Origin of the sequence: Oceanimonas smirnovii ATCC BAA-899 (assembly GCF_000381965.1) — a bacterium.
Classification (GTDB): domain Bacteria; phylum Pseudomonadota; class Gammaproteobacteria; order Enterobacterales; family Aeromonadaceae; genus Oceanimonas; species Oceanimonas smirnovii.
This window is the reverse complement of record NZ_KB908454.1, coordinates 172,246-199,223: the sequence shown is the minus strand read 5'-3', so window position 1 is coordinate 199,223 and position 26,978 is coordinate 172,246. Positions and strand designations below refer to the sequence as shown.

General features: G+C 50.2%; 19 protein-coding genes. 16 read left to right on the top strand and 3 right to left on the bottom strand.

What is annotated here, in order from left to right:
* Positions 1–82 precede the first annotated feature (82 nt).
* From G364_RS0100925 to pgi, 10 genes are all read left to right on the top strand, one after another.
* Positions 83–1,879: a BNR repeat-containing protein gene (locus G364_RS0100925; protein ID WP_019933263.1), complete on the top strand. Its 1,797-nt coding sequence runs from the start codon at positions 83–85 to the stop codon at positions 1,877–1,879.
* 32 nt (positions 1,880–1,911) lie between these two features.
* Positions 1,912–4,122 (top strand): glycosyltransferase, encoded by a 2,211-nt coding sequence (locus G364_RS16735; protein WP_083928678.1) that lies wholly within the window; start codon positions 1,912–1,914, stop codon positions 4,120–4,122.
* Positions 4,115–5,689 carry a hypothetical protein gene (locus tag G364_RS0100910; protein WP_019933261.1) on the top strand — a complete coding sequence of 525 codons (1,575 nt, stop codon included), beginning with the start codon at positions 4,115–4,117 and terminating at the stop codon, positions 5,687–5,689. Before G364_RS16735 ends, G364_RS0100910 begins: the two co-directional genes overlap by 8 nt.
* Entirely contained in the window at positions 5,629–6,420 is a 792-nt protein-coding gene (locus tag G364_RS0100905) for a WbqC family protein (protein WP_156816397.1), read from the top strand. Before G364_RS0100910 ends, G364_RS0100905 begins: the two co-directional genes overlap by 61 nt.
* 2 nt (positions 6,421–6,422) lie before the next feature.
* A complete protein-coding gene (locus tag G364_RS0100900) occupies positions 6,423–7,223 on the top strand; it encodes a sulfotransferase domain-containing protein (RefSeq protein ID WP_019933259.1) in 801 nt (266 codons plus the stop codon).
* Between the two features lie 30 nt (positions 7,224–7,253).
* Positions 7,254–8,375, top strand: coding sequence for a DegT/DnrJ/EryC1/StrS family aminotransferase (locus tag G364_RS0100895; RefSeq protein ID WP_019933258.1), 1,122 nt, complete (start codon positions 7,254–7,256; stop codon positions 8,373–8,375).
* A gap of 343 nt (positions 8,376–8,718) precedes the next feature.
* Positions 8,719–9,891 carry a nucleotide sugar dehydrogenase gene (locus tag G364_RS0100890; protein WP_019933257.1) on the top strand — a complete coding sequence of 391 codons (1,173 nt, stop codon included), beginning with the start codon at positions 8,719–8,721 and terminating at the stop codon, positions 9,889–9,891.
* Entirely contained in the window at positions 9,884–11,452 is a 1,569-nt protein-coding gene (locus G364_RS16730; RefSeq protein WP_169336638.1) for a glycosyltransferase family 2 protein, read from the top strand. Before G364_RS0100890 ends, G364_RS16730 begins: the two co-directional genes overlap by 8 nt.
* A gap of 33 nt (positions 11,453–11,485) precedes the next feature.
* On the top strand, positions 11,486–12,415 hold the full coding sequence (gene galU / locus G364_RS0100875) for a UTP--glucose-1-phosphate uridylyltransferase GalU (RefSeq protein ID WP_019933255.1): 930 nt from the start codon (positions 11,486–11,488) through the stop codon (positions 12,413–12,415).
* Between the two features lie 16 nt (positions 12,416–12,431).
* Complete coding sequence (gene pgi / locus G364_RS16165) at positions 12,432–14,123, top strand: glucose-6-phosphate isomerase (protein WP_245541350.1); 1,692 nt, start codon at positions 12,432–12,434, stop codon at positions 14,121–14,123.
* A gap of 111 nt (positions 14,124–14,234) precedes the next feature.
* Here pgi and G364_RS0100865 read toward each other — a convergent pair whose 3' ends face one another.
* A complete protein-coding gene (locus tag G364_RS0100865) occupies positions 14,235–15,959 on the bottom strand; it encodes an SLC13 family permease (RefSeq protein WP_019933253.1) in 1,725 nt (574 codons plus the stop codon).
* Between the two features lie 924 nt (positions 15,960–16,883).
* Here G364_RS0100865 and cysD point away from each other — a divergent pair.
* The 5 genes from cysD (at position 16,884) to G364_RS0100840 (ending at position 23,486) form a co-directional block, all read left to right on the top strand.
* A complete protein-coding gene (gene cysD / locus G364_RS17370) occupies positions 16,884–17,828 on the top strand; it encodes a sulfate adenylyltransferase subunit CysD (RefSeq protein WP_425411217.1) in 945 nt (314 codons plus the stop codon).
* A gap of 167 nt (positions 17,829–17,995) precedes the next feature.
* The gene (locus G364_RS0100855; RefSeq protein ID WP_019933251.1) at positions 17,996–18,334 is read left to right on the top strand and encodes a four helix bundle protein; all 339 of its coding nucleotides are present in this window, start codon (positions 17,996–17,998) and stop codon (positions 18,332–18,334) included.
* A gap of 72 nt (positions 18,335–18,406) precedes the next feature.
* Positions 18,407–20,308 (top strand): sulfate adenylyltransferase subunit CysN, encoded by a 1,902-nt coding sequence (gene cysN, locus G364_RS0100850; protein ID WP_019933250.1) that lies wholly within the window; start codon positions 18,407–18,409, stop codon positions 20,306–20,308.
* Positions 20,309–20,402: 94 nt separating this feature from the next.
* Positions 20,403–21,191, top strand: a complete 789-nt coding sequence (cysQ, locus tag G364_RS0100845) for a 3'(2'),5'-bisphosphate nucleotidase CysQ (RefSeq protein ID WP_019933249.1) — start codon at positions 20,403–20,405, stop codon at positions 21,189–21,191.
* 231 nt (positions 21,192–21,422) lie between these two features.
* Positions 21,423–23,486 carry a capsular polysaccharide biosynthesis protein gene (locus G364_RS0100840; protein ID WP_019933248.1) on the top strand — a complete coding sequence of 688 codons (2,064 nt, stop codon included), beginning with the start codon at positions 21,423–21,425 and terminating at the stop codon, positions 23,484–23,486.
* A 138-nt stretch (positions 23,487–23,624) separates the two neighbouring features.
* Here G364_RS0100840 and fghA read toward each other — a convergent pair whose 3' ends face one another.
* Both fghA and G364_RS0100830 read right to left on the bottom strand, forming a co-directional pair.
* Positions 23,625–24,461 carry an S-formylglutathione hydrolase gene (gene fghA, locus G364_RS0100835; RefSeq protein ID WP_026344585.1) on the bottom strand — a complete coding sequence of 279 codons (837 nt, stop codon included), beginning with the start codon at positions 24,459–24,461 and terminating at the stop codon, positions 23,625–23,627.
* A 191-nt stretch (positions 24,462–24,652) separates the two neighbouring features.
* Entirely contained in the window at positions 24,653–25,777 is a 1,125-nt protein-coding gene (locus tag G364_RS0100830; RefSeq protein ID WP_019933246.1) for an S-(hydroxymethyl)glutathione dehydrogenase/class III alcohol dehydrogenase, read from the bottom strand.
* 207 nt (positions 25,778–25,984) lie between these two features.
* Between G364_RS0100830 and G364_RS0100825 the strand changes: the two genes are divergently transcribed.
* The gene (locus G364_RS0100825) at positions 25,985–26,851 is read left to right on the top strand and encodes a LysR family transcriptional regulator (RefSeq protein WP_019933245.1); all 867 of its coding nucleotides are present in this window, start codon (positions 25,985–25,987) and stop codon (positions 26,849–26,851) included.
* Positions 26,852–26,978: the final 127 nt, after the last annotated feature.

Here is a 26,978-nt window from a genome sequence, read left to right as displayed (position 1 = left end):
ATGCCATTTCTTATACACAGCTAGAGCAATAATATTCTCAATCTGAAGTGGCATCTTGCCTTATTAATGGCTGGAGTTGTGAATGACTGAAGTTAAAAAAAACGTCAAACAAAACAAAAAAACCATACGCAGTTCAGATGAAAACCAAACGCCTCATAGCCTGTGTGATAACCGTGCAGAACGTCTCCAGCCAAATAGTGAGCAGCAGGTTTATCTTGAAGCAATGATGCTATGGCATGCCGGTGAGTGGCAGGCACTGGCAGAGCTGAATATAGTAAATCTTAAAAAACACCCTCAATTTATTGAGTTAACAAGCATTAAGGTTGTTGCCAATTGTCAGTTAGGAAATATGAATGAGGCAAGCAAGTTATTAAAAACCTTGCCTCATAAAAATAAAAATGCCATATGCATTCTAATATCCGGTGTTTTTAACAGTCTTGCAAGATCAAGAGTGACCTTGGATCATATGCAGAACGCTAAAAAACACTTTGAGCAGGCAGCAATAACTGCTTCATTTACTCAAAACCAGATACTAACCCAGGCCCGTTGGATTCAACAACTTTCTCAGCTTGGCATAAGCACTGAAGAAACCACATTCAGTGTAAAAACCATTAATAAAATAGCACTGGGTGATGCTTGGGCCGGTAACACCGTGAACACGGTAATCTTTCGCCACCATGGCATTTTTACTCGTAACGGCTGGCAATATACCACCTTTTATGTAGACCAGCATACCCTGCGCGTAGTACAGCGAAACCTGAACAACGGCGAAATGCTGCAGAGTGATATAAAGGGCGATTACAACATTAAGGACGCCCACAACAGCATCAGCCTGGGCATGGACAGAGACGGCTATCTCCATATCAGCTACGATCACCATGGCACCCAGTTAAAATATCGTCGCAGCCTGGCACCGGAGTGCATAGCAAACTGGAGTGATGAGCTGGCCATGACCGGCCAGCGAGAAACAAAGGTCACCTATCCGGCCTTTTTAATGCCGTCCGAAAATGCGCCGCTACAATTACTGTATCGTGATGGAAATCATCAAAAAGGCTCAGCCTTTATCAAACAATACTCTGAAGCAGAGCAATGCTGGCAAGACTCTGATACAGCCATTTTATCAGGATCAACCAATAGCCCCTGGACCAGTAATGCTTACTGGAACCATCCTGTGCGGGATGATAATGGAACCTTACATTTAAGCTTTGTCTGGCGTACACATAGCATTGGTGAAGAACAGCAGATTAATAATCTAAATGTCTGCTACGCCCAATCTTTTGATAATGGCCAAAGCTGGCATTCATCAAATCTTAAGCCCTTTCAGTTACCCATTACTCAAGTGAATGCCGAAGTGGTTTGGCCAATATCTCCGGCCAGCAACCTGATTAACCAGTGCAGCATGGCAGTAGACAGCCGTAACCGGCCGCATATTGTGTTTTACGCCAACGATGAAAACGACATAGTGCAATATCAACATCTATGGTTTGACGGTAGTAAATGGCAACACCAGACTATTTCAAACCGTATATCAGGCTTTGATTTATGTGGTGGTGGTACCTTACGTATACCTATTTCACGCCCGGATATTATAATAGACAAGCAGGATAATGTATTTGTTATTTACCGTGGGGATTTAACCGGCGACTGCATGGCTGCGCTGTGTTTAAAGGCACCAAATTACACTTATTATCCGGCAAATCAAAAAATACTGCACCCCGAGCCATTAGGCCTGACCGAACCGGTAATAGACCGGCTTCGCTGGCAGCAACAGCAAGTATTAAGCCTGTTGCTGCAACATAACGACCAGCCCAACCACGACATTGGCCATGCTAACGTCGTAAAGCCTATTTGTATTCTAGACGTAGAATTTAACGCATAATTATTATTTTCAGCAAATTTCAGAGAGTAAAAATGGCAGTGAATACACAAGCCCCGGCCACCAGAAGCATAACACAAACGTATCTGGCACAAGGTAATTCGGCCATGCGAGCTGGCCATTACAGCCAGGCACTGGCGCTGTTTGAACAGGCATTAAAACAGTCACCAGCATTGGCGAAGGTAATTGAATTTAATATACAGCTGGCGCAGCAAAAACTTGGTAAAACTACTCCTGCCAAACTTGGAAAGCCATCGACCAAAAGTGTTAGCTCATCACCTGCACAGTTGTATGGCATTAATAGCGAAAGCTGTACGGTAGACATTGTTGTGCCTGTATATAACGCCTATGAAGATGTGCAGCGCTGTTTAGAAGCAATAGAGCGCAACACTGATGGCTTTAAGGTTAATGTATATATTGTTAACGATGGCTCTGAAGCACCTACAACTAAATGGCTAAGAGCGTTTTGTAAGAATAAGCCGATGTTTGTTTTAACGGAAAACGAGAAAAACAAAGGTTATACGCCAACAGTAAACGTAGGGCTTCGCCAGTGCAAAAGTGACTATATTGTTACGTTAAACAGCGACACTATTGTCACCAAAGGATGGTTAAGTGGCTTGGTACGCTGCTTCAAAGCTAATCCTGACTTAGGTGTTGCCGGCCCGTTATCAAATGCTGCCAGCTGGCAAAATGTTCCGATATTGCTGGATGAACACAATCAGTTTGCTGTAAATGAATTACCACAAGGCTGGAGTGCAGATGATATGGCCTTACTGGTACGTAATGCCAGCAAACGTTATTACCCACAAGTACCTTTTGTAAATGGCTTTTGCTTTATGATTGCCAAAGCTGCATTTGACAAAGTTGGCCTATTAGATGAAGCGACCTTTCCAACGGGTTATGGTGAAGAAAACGACTACTGCATAAGGGTTGCGCAAGCAGGCTTCAAATTAGCAATCTGTGACGACACTTATGTTTTTCATGCCAAGTCCAAAAGTTTCGGTCATGAAAAAAGAAAAAAGCTATCAAAAATAGGTTCGAATGCGCTGAAAACAAAACATGGCAAAGATAAAGTAAATAAACTGGCTGGCAAAATTCGTGACATGCCAATATTTAATGACATACGCGAGCAGGTTCAACAGACTTTAACAAAGTCATTTAACAAACCAGTTAAAGATCTTTTACTAAACAGAATTTTATTTTTGTTACCAGTGTCTGGCGGTGGTGGTGGCGTGCATTCCATCGTCCAAGAAACCATGGGCATGCGCCGTATTGGTTTACTGGCTAAAATTGCAGTACCGAAAAAGCATCGTCCTAAATTTATTAAGAGATACGAAGACATTGATGTTGTAGAAGACTTGTTCGTAGGATTTGAACCTCATGAGCTGGGTGAGCTTTCGAAAAAGTTTGATGTTATTGTGGGCACTATTTATACCTCAATGAAACTGGTTAAAGAAGTCGTAGATGCCAACCCAGAAATTCAACCTGCTTACTATGTACAGGATTACGAACCGTTATTTTCTGAGCCTGGCACTCCTGAGTGGCAAGAGGCACGTGACTCTTATACCTTAGTACCAAATGCGATACTGTTTGCCAAAACAGACTGGATCTGCCAGAAGGTGTATGAAGAACATGGTGTACATGTACGCAAGGTATCACCGAGTATTGACCATGATGTATATAAACCTGATCCACTGGCAAAGAAACGTGCAGGTCTTGAAGATAAAATAGTTATCTCGGCAATGATTAGACCTAAAACACCACGTCGGGGGGCTGAGCGGACCATGCGTGTGTTAAAGCGGGTGTCTGATCACTTTGGTGATAAGGTACATATTGAGTTATTCGGTTGTACAGAAGATGACCCGTTATTTCAGCAATTAGAGCGTGGCTTTAAATACAATAACAACGGTGAGCTAACACGATTAGATGTAGCAGCGGTGTTGAAAAAATCTGATTTTTTTATCGACATTTCAGATTATCAAGCATTTGGTCGTACTGGACTTGAGGCAATGGCGTGCGGTGCTACACTACTGTCTACAAAGTTCGGTGGTGTTTATGAATATGTTATAGATAAAATTAATTCTTATCTTGTTGATCCATTTAACGAGAGCTGTGTATTGAAGAGCATTATTGACATAGTGGAAACATCACAATATAACACTCTTAGAGTAAACGCTATTTCTACTGCTGCTGAATATTCTATCCATAAAGCTTGCATTTCAGAACTGAAGGTTCTCCATGAATGACTTTATTAAATTAATCAGTGAGATTAAAGAGAACGAGTGTATTCCTGAGAGTGTAAAAAAAGCTATAAGTTATAGCATTAGCTTCTCCCAAGCTGCTATTAACCCTGTAGAGTTATTCTCAAAAATAAAAATCACAGCTGAGGATAAATATATACTTTCGCTTTTTTTAATTGATGAAGCATTCGGTGGCGACACAGCACGATATTGGAACTTTATTAAAGATTGCAATATTATCAACCCTGACTTTGAAAGTTCACGAAGAATATACTCCATTACAAAATCTCTAATTAAGGGAACTATTTTACACAAAAAAATAAAATCATCTTATATCTCCGAAGTTCTAATTTATATACAAAAACACCTTAACTCAACAATAAAAAATAAACCATTAGTTAGGCAGTTCAATCTTTCCAATAAAAAACACTTATCCATTACGATCGTTGCATCAATACTTTCACCGCATCGAACGGGGGCTCATTTAGGTGTAGTTTACAATATAATAAAAGGGTTGATATCTAGTCATCAAAAGGATGTTATTGTTAACCTTGCGTTAACTGGAGAAGGAACGGTTAAAACATCTTTTGGCAATATATCTTTCCTAGACAACAAAAAGATTACGAGTCATAAAATAAAATGGAAAAACGAAGGTGGAAATGGTGAATTATATATCGGCTGTTCTGAACTGTATGACAATAAATTTGATAGCTTTATAGATTTCGCTGAAAGAGTTGAAACGGATGTCATGCTTTTTTTAGGTGACATTTTTGAAAGTAAATTATTTAGACGCTTAACTTACGATTACTTTCCAGTTGCCTATACTTATGGTACATCAACTAATGACCCGAAAGGGTTTGTTGATTCAATCATTTCTAGAGGTAGTGTTTCATTTTTGGAGCGAGTTCAAGCGGATTATAAAGCACGTTGTTTGGTTGATGTGGTTCCAGCGTTTATGCAAACACCCCTGCCATTTAAAGAATATGTTGGCCAACCACTTGATGATGATTTTTTCTGGATTTTCACCCCTCTTCAATCAAATAGATTAGAGGTGTCCTTTTCTAATCTCTCTAATACTGAGCGTAATTTTATTTTAAAAACAATCATCCAGAATAATATTGCTTGGGCATTCGCTGGTGAAGTTAATCGAGATAATTTATTTAATATATGGCCAGAGCTCAAAGAGTTAGAGAATCTAAAAAGACTGCGATTTCTTGGCTACATTGATTCACTACGAGGTCTAAAGGACCAAGTGAAGATCACTTTTATGCCACCCAATGTTGCTGGTGGAGCCGGAGGTGTTCAAGCTCTTATAACAGAGGGTGTACCCGCTATTATACCTATCATTAGCGATGCAACTAGTACTGTTCCTGAATCAGGAGTTTATAGCACGGTTGAAGAGTGTGTCTTAAAGCTGGAATTGTCCATAAATAGTATGGATTTCTACGCAACTTTGAAAAGTGACATTGAAAATAAAAAGAAAAATAATTCCTTTGAGTCAGTCGGAGATGCGTGGTTTCTTTCCCTGTTAAAGGCATCATCTTTTGGCAAATCAAGGTTGATGAGAGTTTAAAATTGATTGATATTAATCAAAATAAGTCACTAGCAGTAATGCAGCCTTACCTTTTTCCTTATATCGGTTATTTCTCATTAGTTCAATCATCCGATATTTTTGTCTTTTATGATGATGTTAACTATATAAAACAGGGGTGGATTAATCGAAATCGCATATTAATTAATGGTGCTGCACATACCTTTACTATTCCTCTTGCTAATGGCAGTTCGAACGAACTTATCATAAATGTAAAATGTAGCGGCTTCACACGCTTTAGAGATAAATTTCTTAAACAGCTTAAACAAGCTTATGCTAAATCTAGAAATTTAGATTTTGGTATGGCATATGTAGAAAAAGTGCTGGCGTATGATGGCGATAGTATTTCAGAGTTGGCTGCAAAATCCGTAACCGATTTTTATAACCATATAGACCAGAAAAAAGAATTTAGATTTTCGTCGATAAGTTTTTGTGAAAGCAAAGGTTTAGAAAGAGCAGAGCGTCTAATTGACATGTGTAAATATGTCAGTGCAAACACCTACGTTAATGCTATTGGTGGGCAGGAACTATACAGCAAAGAGCACTTCAAACAATCAGGAAATATCAACCTGAAGTTTTTAAAACCATCTTTATGGCCATATCAACAGCCAGGACAGTGTGATTTTATTCCAGGACTTTCAATTATCGATGTAGTTATGAACAACAACATTGATGAAATAAAAAACCTCATTAATAGATATGAGCTAGTTTAACTATGAAGAAAATAGCAATATTCAGCGTGCCACGTTCAGGCTCTACATGGCTTGGAGAAATATTCAATAGCAGCACAAATACCAAGTACTGCTTTCAGCCGTTATTTTCATATAGCCTAAAAAGCTATTTAAGTGAAGATTCAACAGCTGAGGAAATTGACGAATTTTATAAAAAACTAGTAGATTCAGACGATGAATTCATCTGCCAAACACAAAAAAGAATCGATGGTATTTTGCCACAATTCAGTAAGAAATCAGAGTTATCAGCAATTGTGTTTAAGGAAGTGAGATACATAAACATTATTGAAAACCTGTTAAATTCCGATAAAGAAATAAAGATTATTGGCTTGGTCAGAAACCCGCTATCTGTTATGGCTTCTTGGTTTAAGGCCCCTAAAGAATTTAATCCAGAATGGAGTATAGAAGATCAGTGGTTTAGTGCTGAGCTTAAAAACCAGGGCCGAAAAGAAGAATTTTTCGGGTTTGAACGTTGGTTAGCTGCAGCTAAGCTTTTCACCAAACTCCAAGACAAACACCCAGAACAATTTAAACTTGTCAAGTATTCTGAATTAACGAGCAATACAGATGACACTGTAAAAGATCTATTTGATTTTGTTGAACTTGATTATGAAAAAAAAGTGTTAGACTTTATCTCTGAGAGCAAAATAAAACAAGTATATGATACTTACTCCGTATACAGAAAAAATCAAGATGATGACAAGTGGAAGCATGTTGTTAGTGATTCTATCTACAACAGTATTGTAGCATCGTTAAAAGAAAACAACTTACAACACTTCCTTTAAAACCAACTCATCTTCTGGAAAGTAAAACTCATGCAACCTTTTGAAAAGCCAATATTAGTAACCAGACCTATATTCCCAGATATTGACGGCTATAAAGATCAATTGCACGATATATGGGAGAGTAAATGGTTATCTAACAATGGGCCTAAGCATAAAGAGTTAGAGTCTAAAATTAAAAATTATATCAGTGCACCTAACATTTCACTTTTCAATAACGGCACTGTAGCACTACAAACAGCAGTACAAAGTCTTAGGCTACAAGGCGAGGTTATAACTACACCATTTAGCTTCCCTGCCACTACACATGTTCTTGCTTGGAATGGTATTACACCAGTATTTTGTGACATTCATCCAGAAACCTTAACCATTGATCCTGAAAAAATTGAAAGTTTAATAACAGCCAGAACAACAGCTATTTTAGGCGTACATGTTTATGGAATCCCCTGCCACGTTGAAGAAATTGATCAGATAGCAGCACGCCATGGTTTGCGTGTAATATACGACGCAGCACATGCCTTTACCACTCAGGTTAACGAAAAAGAGATCGCACACTATGGTGATATCTCCATGTTTAGTTTCCATCCTACTAAACTGTTCCATACCGGAGAAGGAGGCGCACTGGTTTATAATGACAGCACTTTAAAAGAACGGATCGAATACTTAAAAAACTTTGGCATTAAGAACGAAGACGAAGTTATTTTACCTGGCATAAATGGAAAAATGAGTGAGCTGCAAGCTGCGATGGGGTTGCAGGTTTTACCTTTAATTTCTGACGAAAAAGCCAAACGAAGCAAGATTAGATCTGTGTATACGACGTATTTGGGTAATGCTCCTGGTATTACTGTGCTTGGTGTGGGGGCCAATGCATCACAAAGTGAACAGTATTTTTGCATCAGGGTCGATGAGCGCCAGTTCGGTCTGTCTCGGGATGCTATTTATCATAAATTAAAAGAATTCAATGTTTATTCACGAAAATACTTTTACCCATTGATTAGTAAATATCCATGTTATACTAATCTTCCTTCAGCCAGCCCGGACAAATTGCCGGTTGCTGAAGTGGCAGAAAAACAGGTGTTATGCCTACCCTTTTATGGCGACTTACAGTTGGATGATGTTGAACGCATTTGTCAAATCATCCTATCCCTGCGTTAATAACCGCTATTCCCTCGGGGGAAAGAGTACTGAGTGCCGACTTTTGCACTGTTCATCTGTCTAGCTAGGAAGGTTAAGAAACTCAGTAGCTGGGTGAAATATATGAAAAAGTGATTGCCGAATTTACCCTGAGCACGCCAGTGAAGACATGGCAACTTGCTCATTACATGGGTTCAGAGCACAGGGTGATAAAGTCAGTTCTAAGACTGACATTAAACGTAGCAAAACTGATAATTTGCAAGATCGGCTGGCTTTTTCAAGCCAGTCTAGACTGTACGTACGTTTAATTTTATCTACTTCACAAAAATATTCTCTTTTTTAATCAATACCCATGAGCAATCAAATGAAAAAAAACATTGCTATTGCCGGCACCGGCTATGTTGGCCTATCCAATGCCATGTTACTGGCACAACACAATAAAGTTATTGCCGTCGACATAGTGTCAGAAAAAGTACAGTTGCTGAATAGCAGAACTTCTCCAATAGAAGACAATGAGATCAGTGACTTTCTTGCTAATAAAGAGCTTGACTTCACTGCAACTCTGGATGCAGTGCAGGCATATCGCGATGCCGATTTTGTGATTATTGCCACTCCAACAGATTATGATCCCGAGACCAATTACTTCAACACCAACAGTGTGGAGGCAGTAATTGAACAGGTTATATCAATAAACCCCAACGCCGTGATGGTCATTAAATCCACGGTGCCTGTGGGCTATACCTCATCGGTAAAAGAGAAGTTTGGCTCGGATAATATTATTTTTTCCCCCGAGTTTTTGCGTGAAGGCAAGGCGCTTTACGATAACCTTTACCCCAGCCGGATTATTGTGGGTGAGCGCAGTACGCGCGCCGAGCAGTTTGCCGCGTTATTACAGCAAGGTGCGATAAAGAAAGATGTGCCAGTGCTGTTTACCGACAGTACCGAGGCCGAAGCCATCAAGCTGTTCTCCAATACCTACCTGGCCATGCGTGTAGCCTACTTCAATGAGCTGGACAGCTATGCCGAAAGCCATGGGTTGAACAGCCGCCAGATTATTGAAGGGGTCGGGCTTGATCCTCGCATTGGCAGCCACTACAACAACCCCAGTTTTGGCTACGGTGGTTATTGCCTGCCCAAAGACACCAAACAACTGCTGGCCAATTACAAGGATGTGCCCAACAACATTATCCAGGCCATTGTGGATGCCAACCGCACCCGCAAGGATTTTATTGCCGAATCGGTAATCAAACGCAATCCTCAGGTTGTGGGTGTGTATCGTTTGGTGATGAAGTCCGGATCAGACAACTTTCGCGCATCAGCCATTCAGGGCATTATGAAGCGCCTTAAAGGCAAAGGCATAGAAGTGGTGGTGTATGAGCCCGAGCTGCACCAACCCGAGTTTTTCCACTCTCGTGTGATCACCCATCTTGACGAGTTTAAACAAACGGCGGATGTGATCCTGGCCAATCGTATGACCGAGCAATTGCAGGATGTGGCCAGCAAGGTATATACCCGGGATCTATTTGGCAGTGACTAAAGATTCCAGACAGAGCGCAGAAGAACGGCTGCTTCAGGAAAGTAGTCTGTTCAATACCCACTGGTATTTACTACAAAATCCTGATGTTGCGGCGGCAGGCATGGAGCCGATACATCACTACTTGCATTACGGATGGCACGAGGGTCGGGAGCCAGGCCCTGAGTTTGACACCCGATATTATTTAGTACAGCAACCGGCCGTTAATATGGCTCCACTGCTGCATTATTTGTTGTATGGCAAAGCACAGGGTGCCATAGCCAAACCGCATTGGTGCAATACTCCCTGGTGGTGGAGCATAACACCAACATCAGCTGAGCCCCCCTCATGCACAGCCAGGCTAGCACGCCTTACCGCTTGGCCAACTGTGATTATACCGGTTTATAACGCTGCTTTAGCGGTTAAAAAGTGCCTGGACTCGGTACAGGCCTTTACTCATTCTGGCTGCAGGGTGTTAATAATAAACGATGCCAGCACAGACCCTGCCATAATCCCTTTACTGAAACAGTATGAAGCGGTGCCCGGCTTTGAGGTGTTCACACATGCTCACAACAAAGGCTACACCCCTACGGTAAACGAGGGCATAGCACTGGCCGGTCAGGCCGATGTTATTTTGTTAAATTCCGACACCTGCGTCTCCGCCGGCTGGGTGCAACGGCTGCGCTGGGCTGCCTGCTCCCATCCCAAAGTGGCAACGGTGACCCCTTTTTCCAATAACGCGGGGGCATTTTCGGCCCCGGCTCCCGGTGTTAATCCGCTACCGCAGGGCACAAGCCTTGCCGAGTGTGCCCGAGCCATTGCACAGGCATCCGGTCGTTATTTGCCACAAGTGCCTACCGGAAACGGCTTTTGCATGTATATTCGCCGCGCCTGCCTTGACGATATTGGCTGCTTTGATGAACAGGCCTTTCCTCGGGGTTATGGAGAAGAAAACGACTTTTGCATGCGTGCCGGTGCTCAAGGCTGGCTGCATTTAATTGATGACAGTACCTATATCGAGCATCAACGCTCGGCTAGTTTCGGCTCTAATAAAGAGGCTTTGTTGCGGGCAGGCGGTGCTGTTGTGAACTCTCGTTACCCACACTACACCCATCAGGTACGCCAGGCATTTTCTGCCCCTATACTGCAACAGGCACGTAACAGAGTTGATGCCGCACTAACGCAGTGCACCAACATAAACAGCCGGATCCTGCCAAGAGTACTGTGTGTTACTACAGTTAATAAAATGCACCTGATGCAGGAACTATCAGCCAAGACAGAAACCATGGTTCTTAGCTGCAATGCTCAAAAAATGACACTGGGGCACTATGCAAAGGGCGTGTATACTCAGCTCGCCATTCATACCCTGACCCAACCTCTCAAGTCATTATCACACCAGCATGAAGAATATGATGCGGTAATAGCCAGCTGGCTTATGCAATGGTCAATAGAGTTTGTTTATGTTCAAAACACTGTCACACACCATTTACGGGTGCTTGAGCTTGCTCACCTGTTGGGGATAAACGGTATTTTTTCTCACAGTGCAATAAGCGACCTTCGCCAATTTTTGTTGTTTACCAAATAAAGAAAACCTGAACACGTTAAAAAGCAGAGCGCGATGCAGGATCAAAAACTAATGAAAGCTATCATCCCCGTAGCAGGCCTTGGCACTCGTATGCTGCCTGCCACCAAGGCAATCCCAAAGGAAATGCTGCCCATTGTGGATAAACCGCTTATTCAATATGTGGTAACCGAGGCAGTGGCTGCCGGCTTTAAAGAAATTGTGCTGGTTACTCATTCCAGTAAAAACTCTATTGAAAACCACTTTGACACCAGCTTTGAGCTGGAAGCCACGCTGGAAAAACGGGTAAAACGTCAGCTGCTGGATGAGGTGCGTTCCATTTGCCCGGCCAATGTAACCATTATGCATGTGCGCCAGGGTGCCGCCAAAGGGCTGGGCCATGCTGTGCTTTGTGCTCAGCCCATGGTGGGTAATGGGCCCTTTGCGGTTATTTTGCCAGACGTATTAATTGACGATGCTGCCTGCAACCTGGCGCAAGATAACCTGGCCCGTATGCGTGAGCGCTTTGAGGAAGCAGGCAACAGCCAGATTATGGTGGAGCCGGTGCCAGAGCAACTGGTAAGCCAGTATGGTGTGGTGGATTGCATGGGCCACGAAGTGGAGGTTGATCAGAGCAAACCCATGACCGGCATTGTGGAAAAACCTGCTGCCGAGCAGGCGCCGTCCAACCTGGCTGTGGTTGGACGCTACGTACTGAGCAAAGCCATTTGGCCGTTGCTGGCCAAAACACCTCCCGGTGCCGGGGATGAAATTCAGCTTACTGACGCCATTGCCGAGCTTATGCAACAAGAGCGGGTAGATGCTTACCGCATGGTGGGCAAAAGCCACGACTGTGGCAGCAAGCTGGGCTATATGAAAGCTAATGTAGAATATGCTCTGCGCCACCCCGAGCTGGGTGAGGAGTTTGCCAGCATGCTTGCAACTTATACCGGCAATAAGGTAGTACCGTTTGCTGCTGGTGAATAACCGAACTGGATTGATTGTGCCGTTATCTACACTTCCTTTGTTTAAGGCGCTGCAACGCAGCGCTGAATCCATGCCCACGCTGGCAGAACGCTTTGCTGAAAACAGCCAGCGCGTGCAGCAGCTTACTTTTCATGTTGGTGACGAGTTGCTGGTGGACCTTTCTCGCCAGCAGGTGTGCCCTGCTGTGCTGCAGCAGCTGTGCGAGCTGGCCCGGCACATAAACCTGCCCGCAGCCATTGCCGGCCTGTTTGCAGATAACCAGTTTAACCCCACCGAGCAACGCGCCGTGCTGCACACAGCACTGCGTATGCCGGCCGGTGCCGTGCTGATGCGTAACGGGGAAAATATCATCCCCGTTGTGCATGCAGAGCTGGCCAAGATGCGCCGGTTTTGCCAGCGCATACACAATGGCGAATGGCGGGGTTACACCGGACTGCCCGTGACGGATGTGGTCAACATTGGCATTGGTGGCTCTGACCTGGGCCCGGCCATGGTGTGCGAGGCGCTTAAGCCCTATTGCACCACCGGCATTCGCGCGCATTTTGTGTCGAATATTGACCCTGCTCATTTGGCCACCACTCTTGAGCCGCTTAACCCGGCCACCACTTTGTTTGTGGTGTCGTCCAAAAGCTTTGGCACGGATGAGACCATGTCTAACGCGGTGGCTGCCCGCCAGTGGTTGCTGAGTGCTTGTGGTGACGACAGCCTTATTCAGCAGCATTTTGTGGCGGTGTCTACCAACCATCGTAAGGTGGTGGAGTTTGGCATTGCGGCCGAAAACATGTTTGAGTTTTGGGACTGGGTAGGCGGACGCTTTTCTTTGTGGTCTGCCATTGGCCTGCCCATTGCGCTGGCCGTGGGATTTGAGCGCTTTGAAGAGCTGCTGGCCGGTGCCCATGCCATGGATGAGCATCTGCGCACCACGCCCCTTGAGCAGAACATTCCGGTGCTGCTGGCCTTGTTAACCGTGTGGAACCATAACGTGCTGGGCCATGCCAGCGAAGGGGTGTTCCCCTACAGCCAGCTGATGCACCGTTTTCCGGCGTTTTTGCAGCAGCTGAATATGGAGTCGAACGGCAAGTCGGTTACCTTGAGTGGCGAGCCGGTCAGCTGTGCCACCGGCCCCATTGTGTTTGGTGATGTGGGCTCCAACAGCCAGCATGCGTTTTTTCAGCTGCTGCATCAGGGCACCACTGTGGTGCCGGCGGAGTTTATTGGTTTTGTAAACTCGCCTTACGACTTTCCCGCACATCGCCACAAGTTGCTGGCCAATATGCTGGCTCAGGCCGAAGCACTGGCCTTTGGCAAACCGGCCGCTGAAGTTGAAAGCGAGCTGAGAGCGGAAGGCTTGAGCGAGCAGCGCATTGCCGAGCTGCTGCCCAGCAAGGTGATGCCCGGCAACCGCCCCAGCACGGTGATTTTGTGCAAAGAGCTGACCCCTCATACCCTTGGCAGCTTAATTGCCCTGTATGAGCACAAAACCTTTGTACAGGGCGTGCTGTGGAGCGTAAACAGCTTTGACCAGTGGGGTGTGGAGCTGGGCAAAAAACTGGCCAGCGGCCTGGTAGGTGCCCTTGCCGGTGAAACGGATGCCTCAAACCACGATGCGGCCACGCAGAGTTTGATTAAGCAAATATCTCTTTGGAGCGGTAAGCCTGCCCCTGCGGGGAGCTGTAAGCCTGCCCCTACGGGGAGCTGTAAGCCGTAAGCTATCAGCTGTAAGTTAACCCCCTCCCGACCTCCCCCTTGAAAAGGGGGAGGAGCGGAACGGTTCCCTCCCCTTGCCAAGGGGAGGGTTAGGGTGGGGTTAAGGGCTGAGTTAAAACGGAAACACCACCGGCACCAGTGCTATCACTCCTGCTGAATACACCAGGCTTACGGGCAGGCCGGTTTTAATGAAGTCGGTCATGCGGTAGTGGCCCGGTGAATACACCATTAAGTGCGTTTGATAGCCAAAGGGCACCATAAAGCAGGCGCTGGCACCAAAGGCCACTGCCATAATAAACGGCATGGGATCGGCTCCAAAGGCCTCAGCGGTAGACAGCCCCACCGGAAATGCCAGCGCTGCGGCGGCGTTGTTGGTGACGGTTTCTGTCAGCATGAGTGTCATTACATATACGCCCACAAAAGCCCCGAACACGCCATAGCCACCAAACAAGCTGCGCATGCCGTCTGCCACCAGCTGGGCCGCGCCCGAACTGTCCATGGCTTTGGCTACGGTCAGCGCCGAGCCGATAATAATAACCAGCTCAAACGGAAAGCGCCGGCGCAGCTCGCCCAGGGTTAATATGCGGCTTAGCAACAGGCCGGCCAGCAACAGCAACAGGCCATTTAACAGCGGCAATGCGCCAAAGGCGGCCAGTGCCACCACGGCACCAAAGCCCACAAAAGCGAGCGTGCTTTGCCGGTTGCTGAGCTTGGGCCGCTGCCAGTTGCCCAGAATATGAAAGTTGCGGTCTATGTTGCGGTGCTGCGTAAAGTCTTGCCCCACGGCCAGCAGCAGGCTGTCTCCCACTTTCAGCGGTATGGTGCCCAGCTGGCCGGTTAACCGCTTGTTGCCCCGTCTTATGCCCACCACGCCGGCGTTGAACATGGTGCGAAAGTCCACTTCCTGCAGGGTGCTTTTGGCCAGCTCCGACTGATTGGACACCACTACTTCTACCAGGTTGGATGCCAGCAGTTTGTCTACCCCGTTACCAAACAGCTCCAGCCCGTTAAATGGCTGCAGTGCCTGCACTTTTTCTATTTCTCCGGTAAACACCAATACGTCATTTGCTTCCAGAATCTCATCGGGTGCCACCGGGCTTATCAGCCTTTCGTTGCGTACTATTTCCAACAAATAAAGACCATTTAAGTTTCTGAGTTTGTTTTGCTCTATGCTGCGGCCAATAAGCGGCGCACCGGGCTGCACTTTGGCTTCCAGAAAATAAGGCTGCTGACCGTTGTGTTGCTGTAATTTGTGCCGGGGCAGCCAGCGCCGGCTGAGCATAATCACCAGCAGGCACAGCAGCGCCACCGGCACGCCCACAGCGGCAAATTCAAACATGCCCAACGCCGGCAGGCCGGCATTTACTACAAAGGAGTTCACCACCAGGTTGGTAGAGGTGCCAATCAGGGTAGTGATGCCCCCCAGCACAGAGGCAAACGACAACGGAATAAGCAAGCGCGAAGGTGCTATGTGCTGCTGGCGGGAAATGACGCCCAGCAAAGAGCCCACCACGGCGGTGTTGTTGAGAAAGGCCGAGAGTGTGGCGGTAACGCCCATCAGCCTGAAGGTGGCCAGATGCTCGTTGCCTTTAAGCAGCGCACCGGAAAAACGTTCCAGCAGTGGAGAGCGCTCCAGCGCCAGTGACACCAGCATTAATACCAGCAGGGTGGCCAGCGCCGGATTGGTAAAACTGCTTAACCATTGCTGCTGGGTTACTACTCCCAGCATTAAATAGCCGGTTGCCCAGCTGCCAAACAGCACAGCCGGCGACAGTTTTCCGCGCACCAGCAACACCAGCAGCACTCCTACCGATGCCAATACCCACCAGGCCATCATTTTTCCCGTTCTTTTATATGCATGCTTTTATTCTACTTTGTTGTTTAATACACTGTCATCCGAAACTGAGCCTGCATTTTTTATAAATCGCTTAAAGCCAAGTGGTAACTGGGTTTGAACAACAAACAAAGTATTAAAGATTTATCGCCAGCAACGTTAAACCAGCGCCGGAAACAGGCGGTGGAGCTGCGCCTTGGCGGTGCTACTTTGGCTCAGGTTTCTGCTGCCACCGGGTTAAGCAACCCCACCATTATTGCCGCCTGCAAAGCCTTTGCCGCCGGTGGCTGGGATGCCATAAAAGTAAAGCCCAGAGGCCGGCAACAAGGTGAAGGCAGGGCGCTGTCTGCCGAGCAGGAGCACGTGCTGCTGCAGCGCTTGCACACTGCACCGCCGGCAGGTGGGCTCTGGCACGCAGGCCGTGTGCTTGAGTGGCTGGCAACCGAGCTGAACGTGAAGGTAAGCGAACGCTCTTTGCTGCGCTTTATGGAACGTCACCAGTTGCAGAGAGAGCCTGAGCAAACGGTGTTTGAGCAGTTTGTTCACCCGGCTTGCGAACAATGGCGCAGGCATGCGTTGCCCCTTATTGAGCAACGTGCCCGGCATGCAGAAGCCCGCGTGCTGTGGGGCGGCATAAAAAATCTTGGCGCTTATACCCAGCTTTATGTTCATACCGCCAAAGGCCGGCAACGCTGGATGATGGTGCCCTACCCCGCTGCAGCCAATGACTTTATTGCGTTTTTTGAGCGCCTGCTGGCAGATGAACCGTCGGTTTGCCTGGTGCTGCGCGGTTGCGATTTATCCCGTAATAACGCCATTCAGCAGTGGCTGAATGCACACTCCCGGCTGAGTGTGTTTCACCCTGCTGCTTATTCTTTTTTACCGGCAGAGCCGGTGCAAAAACACCATGGTCGTCGCGTGCAGCCTTTGGCTGCCAGCAATTCGGCTACTTCTGTAACAACGAGGACTTCAATGAACCTTACTCACCTGCAACGGCTGGAAGCCGAAAGTATTCACATTATGCGGGAAGTGGTGGCCGAGGCCGACAACCCGGTCATGCTTTATTCCATTGGCAAAGACAGCGCCGTTATGCTGCATCTGGCGATGAAGGCGTTTTATCCTTCTGTGCCGCCCTTCCCCTTGCTGCATGTGGATACCCGCTGGAAGTTCCGTGAAATGTACGAGTTTCGCGACTACATGGCCAAGAAGCTGGGTATGGAGCTGCTGGTACATGTGAACCCGGAAGCCATTGAAAAAGACATTAACCCCTTTACTCACGGCTCGGCCATTCATACCGACATCACCAAGACCGAAGGCCTGAAGCAGGCACTGGATAAATACGGCTTTGATGCCGCCTTTGGTGGTGCCCGCCGCGATGAAGAGAAGTCCCGCGCCAAGGAGCGTATTTTCTCGTTCCGTACCGAGCAGCACCGCTGGGATCCGAAAAACCAGCGTCCCGAGCTGTGGAAGCAGTATAACGCCCGCAAGCACAAGGGCGAGTCCATTCGCGTCTTCCCCCTGTCCAACTGGACCGAGCTGGACATCTGGCAATACATTCACCTCGAGAACATTCCCATTGTGCCCCTGTATTACGCCGCCGAGCGCCCGGTGGTGGAGCGCGACGGCACCCTGATCATGGTGGATGACGAGCGCATGCCGCTGAAAGACGGCGAAGTGCCCATGATGAAAAGCGTGCGTTTTCGCACCTTTGGCTGCTACCCGCTCACCGGCGCGGTGGAGTCTACCGCCGCCACCCTGCCCGACATTATTCAGGAAATGCTGCTGACCAAAACGTCCGAGCGCCAGGGCCGCATGATTGACCACGACTCCGCCGCGTCGATGGAGAAGAAAAAACAGGAAGGTTATTTCTGACGCTTCGCGTCAGAAGAGCCATCAGCTTTAAGCTGTCAGCTGTCAGACAAACACCGGGGCTGAAGACATAGTGCTGAGCATGAAGGCAGCTGATCGCTTACTGATAGCTGATAGCTGATAGCTAATAACTGACGGCTAAAACGCTGACAGCTAACAAGGAGTGTGTGATGAATTTTGAGAAATTGCAGGTGTGGAAACGGTCGGCCCGACTTTCGGCTGAGTTGTATAAAGCCCTGAAGGATCTCAAGGATTTTGGCTTCAGAGACCAGATCACCCGCTCCGGCTTGTCCATTCCCAGCAATATTGCTGAGGGAATGACGCGACAGACAGTTAAAGATAAAACACATTTTTTAGTGATTGCCCGAGGCTCATGCGCCGAGCTGAGAACACAAATTTATATCGGCATGGAAATTGGTTACATCACCTCTGAGCCCGGAAAAGCATGGCTGGAGGAGACAAGAGAAATTTCCAAAATGATCAACGGGCTGATCACGTCGCTGAATTAAGTGTCTGACTGACAGCTGACAGCTTAAAGCTGATAGCTTTAGTCCGGCATATAGCTCTGAAGGATATATAAGATGCATCAGTCATCTCTGATAGAAAGTAATATCGAACAATACCTCAAACAGCACGAACAAAAGAGTCTGCTGCGCTTCATTACCTGCGGCAGCGTGGATGACGGCAAGAGCACCCTGATTGGGCGTTTGCTGTTTGAGTCCAAAATGCTGTTTGAAGATCAGCTGGCGGCCATGGAGGCCGACTCCAAAAAGTACGGCACTCAGGGGGAAGATATCGACTTTGCCCTGCTGGTGGACGGCCTGGCCGCCGAGCGCGAGCAGGGCATCACCATCGACGTGGCCTATCGCTTTTTCTCTACCGATAAGCGCAAGTTTATTGTGGCCGACACCCCCGGGCACGAGCAGTACACCCGCAACATGGTGACTGGTGCGTCCACCGCCGATGCCGCCATTCTGATGGTGGACGCGCGCAAAGGCATTCTTACCCAGACCCGCCGTCACAGCTTTCTGATGTCACTGCTGGGCATTCGTCATATTGTAGTGGCCATCAACAAGATGGATCTGGTGAACTACGCGGAAGAGACCTTTAACCGCATCAAGGAAGAGTACGCGCAGTTTGCTGAGCAACTGAACCTTGAGAGCATTACTTATATTCCGCTGTCGGCGTTCAAGGGCGATAACATTGTTGAGCCCAGCCCGAACATGCCCTGGTACCACGGCACCACCCTGATGGGCTACCTGGAAACCGTGGAAGTGGACGACACCCGCATGCAGCGCGCGCCGTTCCGTCTGCCGGTGCAGTGGGTGAACCGCCCCAACCTGGACTTTCGTGGCTTCTCCGGCACCATTGCCAGCGGCGTAATCAAGCCCGGTGACCGCATTCGCGTGCTGCCGTCCGGCAAGGAAAGCACGGTGGCGCGCATTGTGGTGCACGGCGGCGATTTGGCTCAGGCCGTGGCCGGCCAGTCGGTGACCCTGACCCTGGCGGATGAAATTGATATTTCCCGCGGTGATGTGATCTCCACCACCGAGGATCCCATTGCCACCGCCGATCAGTTTGAAACCACCCTGGTGTGGATGCATGACGACGCCCTGCTGCCGGGCCGCCCCTATCTGCTGAAAATCGGCACCAAAACCGTGACCGCCACCATTACCGATATTAAATATCAGGTGAACGTCAACACCCTGGAGCACATGGCCGCCAAGAAGCTGGATTTAAACGGCATTGCGGTGTGCAACCTCAGCCTGGACCGGGCCATTGCCTTTGATGACTACCAGAGCAACAAGGACACCGGCGGCTTTATTCTGATTGACCGGCTGAGCAACAACACGGTCGCCGCCGGCATGCTGAACTTCTCCCTGCGCCGCAGCCAGAATATTCACATGCAACATGTGGATGTGAACAAGGACGCCCGTGCTCTGGCCAAAAACCAGAAGCCGGCGGTGCTGTGGTTCACCGGCCTGTCCGGTGCCGGCAAGTCCACCATTGCCAACCTGGTGGAGAAAAAGCTGCACGCGCTGGGCAACCACACCTACCTGCTGGACGGCGACAACGTGCGCCACGGCCTGAATAAAGACCTTGGCTTTACCGATGCCGACCGGGTAGAAAACATTCGCCGGGTGGCAGAAGTGTCGAAGCTGATGGTAGACGCCGGCCTGCTGGTGATGACCGCCTTTATCTCACCGTTCCGCGCCGAGCGCCGTCTGGCCCGGGAAATGCTGGCAGAGGGTGAGTTTATTGAAGTGCACGTGGATACGCCGCTCAACGTGGCGGAAGAGCGTGACGTGAAGGGACTGTATAAAAAAGCCCGCCGCGGCGAGCTGAAGAACTTCACCGGCATCGACTCGGCCTATGAGCAGCCCGAGAACCCGGAAATCCGTCTCGACACCACCGCCATGAGTGCCGATGAGGCAGCGGATGCGGTGATTGCCGTGCTGAGAGAAAAAGGGTTTATCGGGTAAACACAGCTATAAGCTTTAAGCTGTCAGCTGTAAGTTAACCCCCTCCCAACCTCCCCCTTGAAAAGGGGGAGGAGCAAATATAGAAGGAAACAGAATGCTCATTACTCAGGAATTGCTTAATCAGGTAGACGCGCTGGCCCGCAAGGCCGGTGCCGCCATTATGGAAATCTACGGCCGCGAATTTACCGTTGAGCAAAAGGAAGATAAGTCACCGCTTACTGAAGCCGATGCCGCCGCCCACAATATGATTGTGCAAGGCCTGGTTGAACTGCCGCTGAAAGCGCCGGTTTTGTCGGAAGAAGACACCGCCGGTTTTGCCGGTGCCGATGAGCATGGCCGCTATTGGCTGGTGGATCCGCTGGATGGCACCAAGGAGTTCATTAAGCGTAACGGCGAGTTTACCGTGAATATTGCGCTTATTGAGCACGGCAAGCCGGTGCTGGGCGTGGTGTATGCGCCTGCTCTGAATGTGGGTTATATGGCCGCCGAAGGTCTGGGTGCCTTTAAATATGAAGGCGATGGTGCGCCTGTGGCCATTAACGTGGCTGAACATCAGGCCGGCACGCCCTGGCGGGTGGTGGGCAGCCGCTCTCATGGTGGCGGCGAGCTGCCTGCCCTGCTGGAAAAGCTGGGGGAACATGAGCTGGTGCCCATGGGCAGCTCACTTAAACTATGCCTGGTAGCAGAACATGCCGCCGATATTTATCCTCGCCTTGGCCCCACCTCATTGTGGGACACCGGCGCCGCCCAGTGTGTGGTAGAGCAGGCCGGCGGCACTGTGGTGCAGCTGAACGGCGAGCCGCTGAGTTATGCTAATACTCGTGAAGTGCTGAACCCGCACTTTCTGGTGCTGGGCGGGAAGAACCCTTTTGGGGAGCTGTAAGCTGTAAGTTAACCCCCTCCCAACCTCCCCCTTGAAAAGGGGGAGGAGCAAAACAGTTCCCTCCCCTTGCCAAGGTGAAGGGTCAGGGTGGGGTTTGTTACAACCCTCTCCCAGCCTCTCCCTTAAAAGGGAGAGGAGCTGAGCTGTCAGGGTGGGGTTTGTTGCTGGCGGCGTTATCATTCAAAATGTTGGGACTCGTCCCAACCTACCATTCTTTGAGCTCGGTTTTTTATGCTCCTGACCACTTCTTTTGGTATTTGGCGTCAGCGCCGGGTGCTTAATGCTTTGCTGGCACCTTTGCGTGTTGGCTTTTTTACCACTGAAAAAGCCACCGCTGTGGTGGGCTGGGGTATGAAGCCTAATACTGAGCAGGCGCGCCGGCTGGCACAGGCGGGCGATTTGCCCTTCTGGCAGCTGGAAGACGGCTTTATTGGTTATATTGGCCACCCGGCTGAGCGGGGCCGGCGGTTGTCACTGATTGTGGATGACGTGGGTGTCTATTACGACGCCACCCGGCCAAGCGCCCTTGAGCATATGCTGGACGATATTAGCTGGTGGAGTTCTGACTGGGCGCAACGAGCGCGAATGCTGCGCCACACTCTTACTGAACACGGCATTACCAAATATAACTGTTATGCCGGCAATACCCTGCCCGTTTCTGTGCGTAACAAGCTGGATTCGAACCGCCCGCGCGTGCTGGTGATTGATCAGACCATGGGGGATCAGTCGGTACGGCTGGGGCTTGCCGGTGAGCAGCATTTTGCCGATATGCTGGCTGCGGCCAGGGCCGAGAACCCGAATGCCCAGATTATTGTGCGCACCCACCCCGATGTGCTGCTGGGTAAAAAACAGGGCTATTTAACGGCAGCTGCCGGTAACGATGTGCTGTTGCTGGCCGACAATGTAAACCCTTTTGCATTGATGGCCGAGGTAAGCAAGGTATATACGGTGACTTCTCAGCTGGGCTTTGAGGCATTGCTGGCGGGCAAGCCGGTGGTGTGTTTTGGAGTGCCCTTTTATGCCGGCTGGGGCGTTACTGATGATCGTGTTGCCGTGCCCCGCCGGGGCCAGCCACGCACTGTGGAGCAGTTGCTGGCGGCGGCTTATCTTCGTTATTGCCGCTATGCGGACCCGGTAACCGGTGAGCGCTGTGAGCCGGAAGCGTTGCTGGATTTGATCCTGGCCCAGCGCGCGCCCGTGCCGCCGGTGGATGAGCTGTATGCCGTTGGGTTTTCACTGTGGCGGCGGCGGTTTGCGCCGTATTTTTTACGCCGTTATGCCCGAAAAGTGACATTTGTTGATCGTATTCCGGATGCAGTGGATTCCGGCCTTCAGCCGGGTAATACACAAGCCGTGCTGGTGTGGGGGCGCAAATTTGAGTCTGAACTGGCGAGCTGCTCATTACCGGTGTGGCGCATGGAAGACGGCTTTTTACGCTCGGTGGGGCTGGGTTCGGATCTGCGCCGGCCCGGCTCGCTGGTGATTGACCCTGCGGGCATGTATTACGATCCGCGCACCCCCAGCGCCATTGAACAGCATTTAAAACAGCATGACTTTTCTGAGCTGGAGCTGAAACTGGGTGAACAGCTGCTGACACACTTTCACGAGCAGGCCCTGACCAAATATAACGTGGGCACTCGCAGCCAGCTGAACTGGCGGACACTGGCTGAAGAACGCCGTATTATTCTGGTGCCCGGCCAGGTGGATGATGATGCTTCTGTGCAACTGGGCAGCCCTTTTGTGGCGGGCAACGCCGCTTTGCTTGAAGCGGTGCGGGCGGCCCACCCCGATGCCTTTATTGTGTTTAAGCCGCACCCGGATGTGGTGAGCGGTAACCGCCGGGGCCAAGTGCCGGAGAAGGTGCTGAACGCCTGTGTGGATGTGGTGGAAACCAGCGCCGGCATTGTAGACTGCCTGGATGCAGCAGACGCCGTGCATGTGCTGACGTCATTAACCGGGCTGGAGGCTTTGATCCGCAGTAAACCGGTAACCGTGTGGGGCCAGCCATTTTATGCCGGCTGGGGCCTGACCACCGACATGCACCCGCTAGCACGCCGGGGCCGCAACCTGCCCCTGGCGGCACTGGTGTACGCTACTTATGCCTGGTATCCCACTTATGTGGATTATAAAACCGGCCTGTGCAGCACCCCGCTGCGCATGGCGCGCCAGCTGGCGGAAGAGCGGAAAAATTACCGGGAGCCAACACACCCGGCTCTGCAGTGGGTGTATCGCCGCTGGCGCAAGATGCGGTACTTGTGGGAGGCGTTTGCCCCTTCAGGGAGCTGTAAGCCGTAAGTTAACCCTCTCCCAGCCTCTCCCTTAAAAAGGGAGAGGAGCAAGAGCAGTTCCCTCCCCTTGGTAAGGTAAAGGGGCAGGGTGGGGTTGTTGCAACCCCCTCCCAGCCTTCACCCTTAAAAAGGGGGAGGAGCAAGTTCACGTTCCCAGATACTCCGCATGAAACCGCAGGTGGTCTTCTATAAAGCTGGCGATAAAGTAGTAGCTGTGGTCGTAGCCCGGCTGCAGGCGCAGTTCAAGTTTAGCACCGCTTTCATTGGCAGCCGCTTGCAGTGCTTCCGGCTTGAGTTGTTCGGCCAGGAAGTTGTCGGCGTCACCCTGATCCACCAGCATGGGCAGTGAGCTGCCTTTTGCCTTCAGCAGCAGGCTGGCGTCGTACTCGGCCCAGGCCGCTCTGTCTTCACCCAGATAGGCACTCAGGGCCTTGTGGCCCCAGGGGCAATCCGTGGGGTTGGAGATGGGCGCAAAGGCGGACACCGACACAAACCGCTCGGGGTTGCGCAGTGCCAGCACCAATGCGCCGTGGCCACCCATGGAATGACCGCTGATGGCGCGCTTGCCGTTGAGCGGCAGCTCGCTTTCTACCAGTGCCGGCAACTCGCTCAGCACATAGTCATACATGCGGTAGTGGCTGCTCCAGGGGGCCTGAGTGGCGTTTACATAAAAACCCGCACCCAGGCCCAGATCGTAGGCACCTTCTGCATCGTCGGCCACGCCGTTGCCCCGGGGGCTGGTGTCAGGAATGATCAGCGCCAGCCCAAGCTCGGCAGCCACGCGCTGGGCACCGGCCTTGGATGAGAAGTTTTCGTCGGTGCAGGTTAACCCCGACAGCCAATACACCGCCGGCACCGGCCCCTGCTCTGCCTGCGGCGGCAGAAACACGGAAAACTGCATGCTGCAGTTAAGGGTTTTGGAGTCGTGCTGGTAGCGAATTTGACGGCCGCCAAAGCATTTTTGTTGTTGAACGATGTTCATAGCTTCCCCTTCGGGTAGCTGTAAGCTGTCAGCTTTAAGCTGTAAGACAAACACCGAGTATTGCAGGCACAGCATGGTGCCTGCAGTATCACTAGCCGCCTGTTACATGGACTCTGGCCTTCGCCGGAGTGACACGGGTTTACAAGCGACTTCGGGCTGCTTACAGCTGATAGCTTAAAGCTTACAGCTATTTATTTGTCGTAAAGAATCACAGAACGAATGGACTTGCCTTCGTGCATCAGGTCAAAGGCGTGGTTGATGTCGTCCAGGCCCATGGTGTGGGTGATGAAGGTGTCCAGCTCAAACTCGCCGTTCATGTATTGCTCTACAATGCCGGGCAGCTGAGAGCGGCCTTTTACGCCGCCAAAGGCGGAGCCTTTCCATACCCGGCCGGTTACCAGCTGGAACGGACGGGTGGAGATTTCGGCACCGGCCGGGGCCACACCGATGATCACTGATTCACCCCAGCCCTTGTGGCAGGCTTCCAGCGCGGAGCGCATGACTTTTACGTTGCCGATGCATTCAAAGGAGAAGTCGACGCCGCCGTCGGTCATTTCTACAATCACGTCCTGAATGGGCTTGTCGTAGTCGTTGGGGTTGATGCAGTCGGTGGCACCCAGTTTTTTGGCAATTTCGAATTTGTCTTCGTTGATGTCGATGGCAATAATGCGGCTGGCCTTGGCCTGCACGGCACCAATAATGACTGCCAGGCCAATGCCGCCCAGACCGAATACCGCTACTGTGTCGCCTTCCTGTACCTTGGCGGTGTTTTTCACCGCGCCCATGCCGGTGGTAACGCCACAGCCCAGCAGGCATACTTTTTCCAGCGGCGCTTCTTTGCTGATTTTGGCCAGGGAGATTTCCGGCACTACGGTGTGCTCGGCAAAGGTGGAGCAGCCCATGTAGTGGAAAATCGGCTTGCCGTCTTTAAAGAAACGGGTGGTGCCGTCGGGCATCAGCCCCTTGCCCTGAGTGGCGCGCACGGCCTGGCACAGGTTGGTTTTGCCGGATTTGCAGAATTTGCATTCGCCGCATTCGGCGGTGTAGAGCGGAATAACGTGGTCACCCACCTGCAGGCTGGTGACGCCCTCGCCCACGGCTTCTACTATGCCGGCACCTTCGTGGCCCAGAATGGACGGAAACACGCCTTCGGCATCGTCACCCGACAGGGTGTAGGCGTCGGTATGGCACACACCGGTGGCCACAATGCGCACCAGCACTTCGCCTTTTTGCGGCGGCATCAGATCTACTTCTTCAATGCTGAGCGGCTTGCCCGGCTCCCAGGCTACAGCGGCGCGGGTTTTAATCATGTCCATTATTGTCTCCTGTTGGCTTTAACACACGAATCATCAGTGCGGTTGCACTACGCCGGTCTGTCAGCTCAATGGTTTTAGCTGACAGCTTATAGCTTACAGCTCCCCGAAGGGGTTCAGCTCCCCGAAGGGATAATGCCGGTTATTGTATTACAGCCCCTACCGTTGATAATGACTTATATAGCAAAACACTTTTACCAGTGAGTAAAAATGATCGACTGGGAAGGCATTAACGAATTTGTAAGTGTAGTGGAGAGCGAGAGCTTTACTGCGGCGGCACAGCGGCTGAATGTGTCTGTGGCCCATGTAAGCCGGCGGGTGGATCAGCTGGAAAAGCGGCTGGGGGCCAAGCTGCTGTATCGTACTACCCGCAAGCTCACTCTTACCGACACAGGCCGTGTTTATTACCGGCAGGTGTGCCAGATCCAGCACGCCCTGCAGGCGGCAGAGCAGGAGGTTATGACGCTGGAGGGCAACCCGGCGGGACGGCTGCGCATTACCGCGCCGGTGTATTATGGCGAGCAGTTTGTGGCACCGCTGGTGAATAACTTTTTGCTGCGCTATCCCGGCCTGCAGCTGGATATGGTGCTGACCAATAGCACAGTGGACCTGGTGCAGGAAGGGTTTGATCTGGCCATTCGGCTGGGCAGTCTGGGCTCGTCCAGTTTAATGTGCCGCAAGCTGGCCCGGCGCACTCAGTTTTTGTGTGCTGCGCCGGATTATCTGGCCCGTTATGGCACGCCCCGGCACATTAATGATTTGAGCACACATCGCTGCCTGGCCGGCACAGTGGATCACTGGCGGTTTATTGAGAACAAGCAGCCCCGTCGCTTTCGTCTGCCGTCCGGCTGGCATTGCAACTCGGGGCTGGCACTGAAAGATGCCGCCATCAAGGGACTGGGAATTGTGCAGCTGCCGGATTATTACGTGACCGAAGCGCTGAACAAGGGGTTGCTGGTGAGCCTGCTGGAGGAATACAGGGTACCCGACGACGGCGTGTGGGTGGTGTATCCGAACAATAAACACCTGTCGCCAAGAGTGCGGCTGCTGGTGGATTATCTGGTTGAATGTTTGTAGGGAAATGCAAAAACGATTCCCTCCCCTTACCAAGGGGAGGGTCAGGGTGGGGTTTGTTGCAACCCCCTCCCAACCTCCCCCTTAAAAAGGGGGAGGAGCAAAAACAGTTCCCTCCCCTTACCAAGGG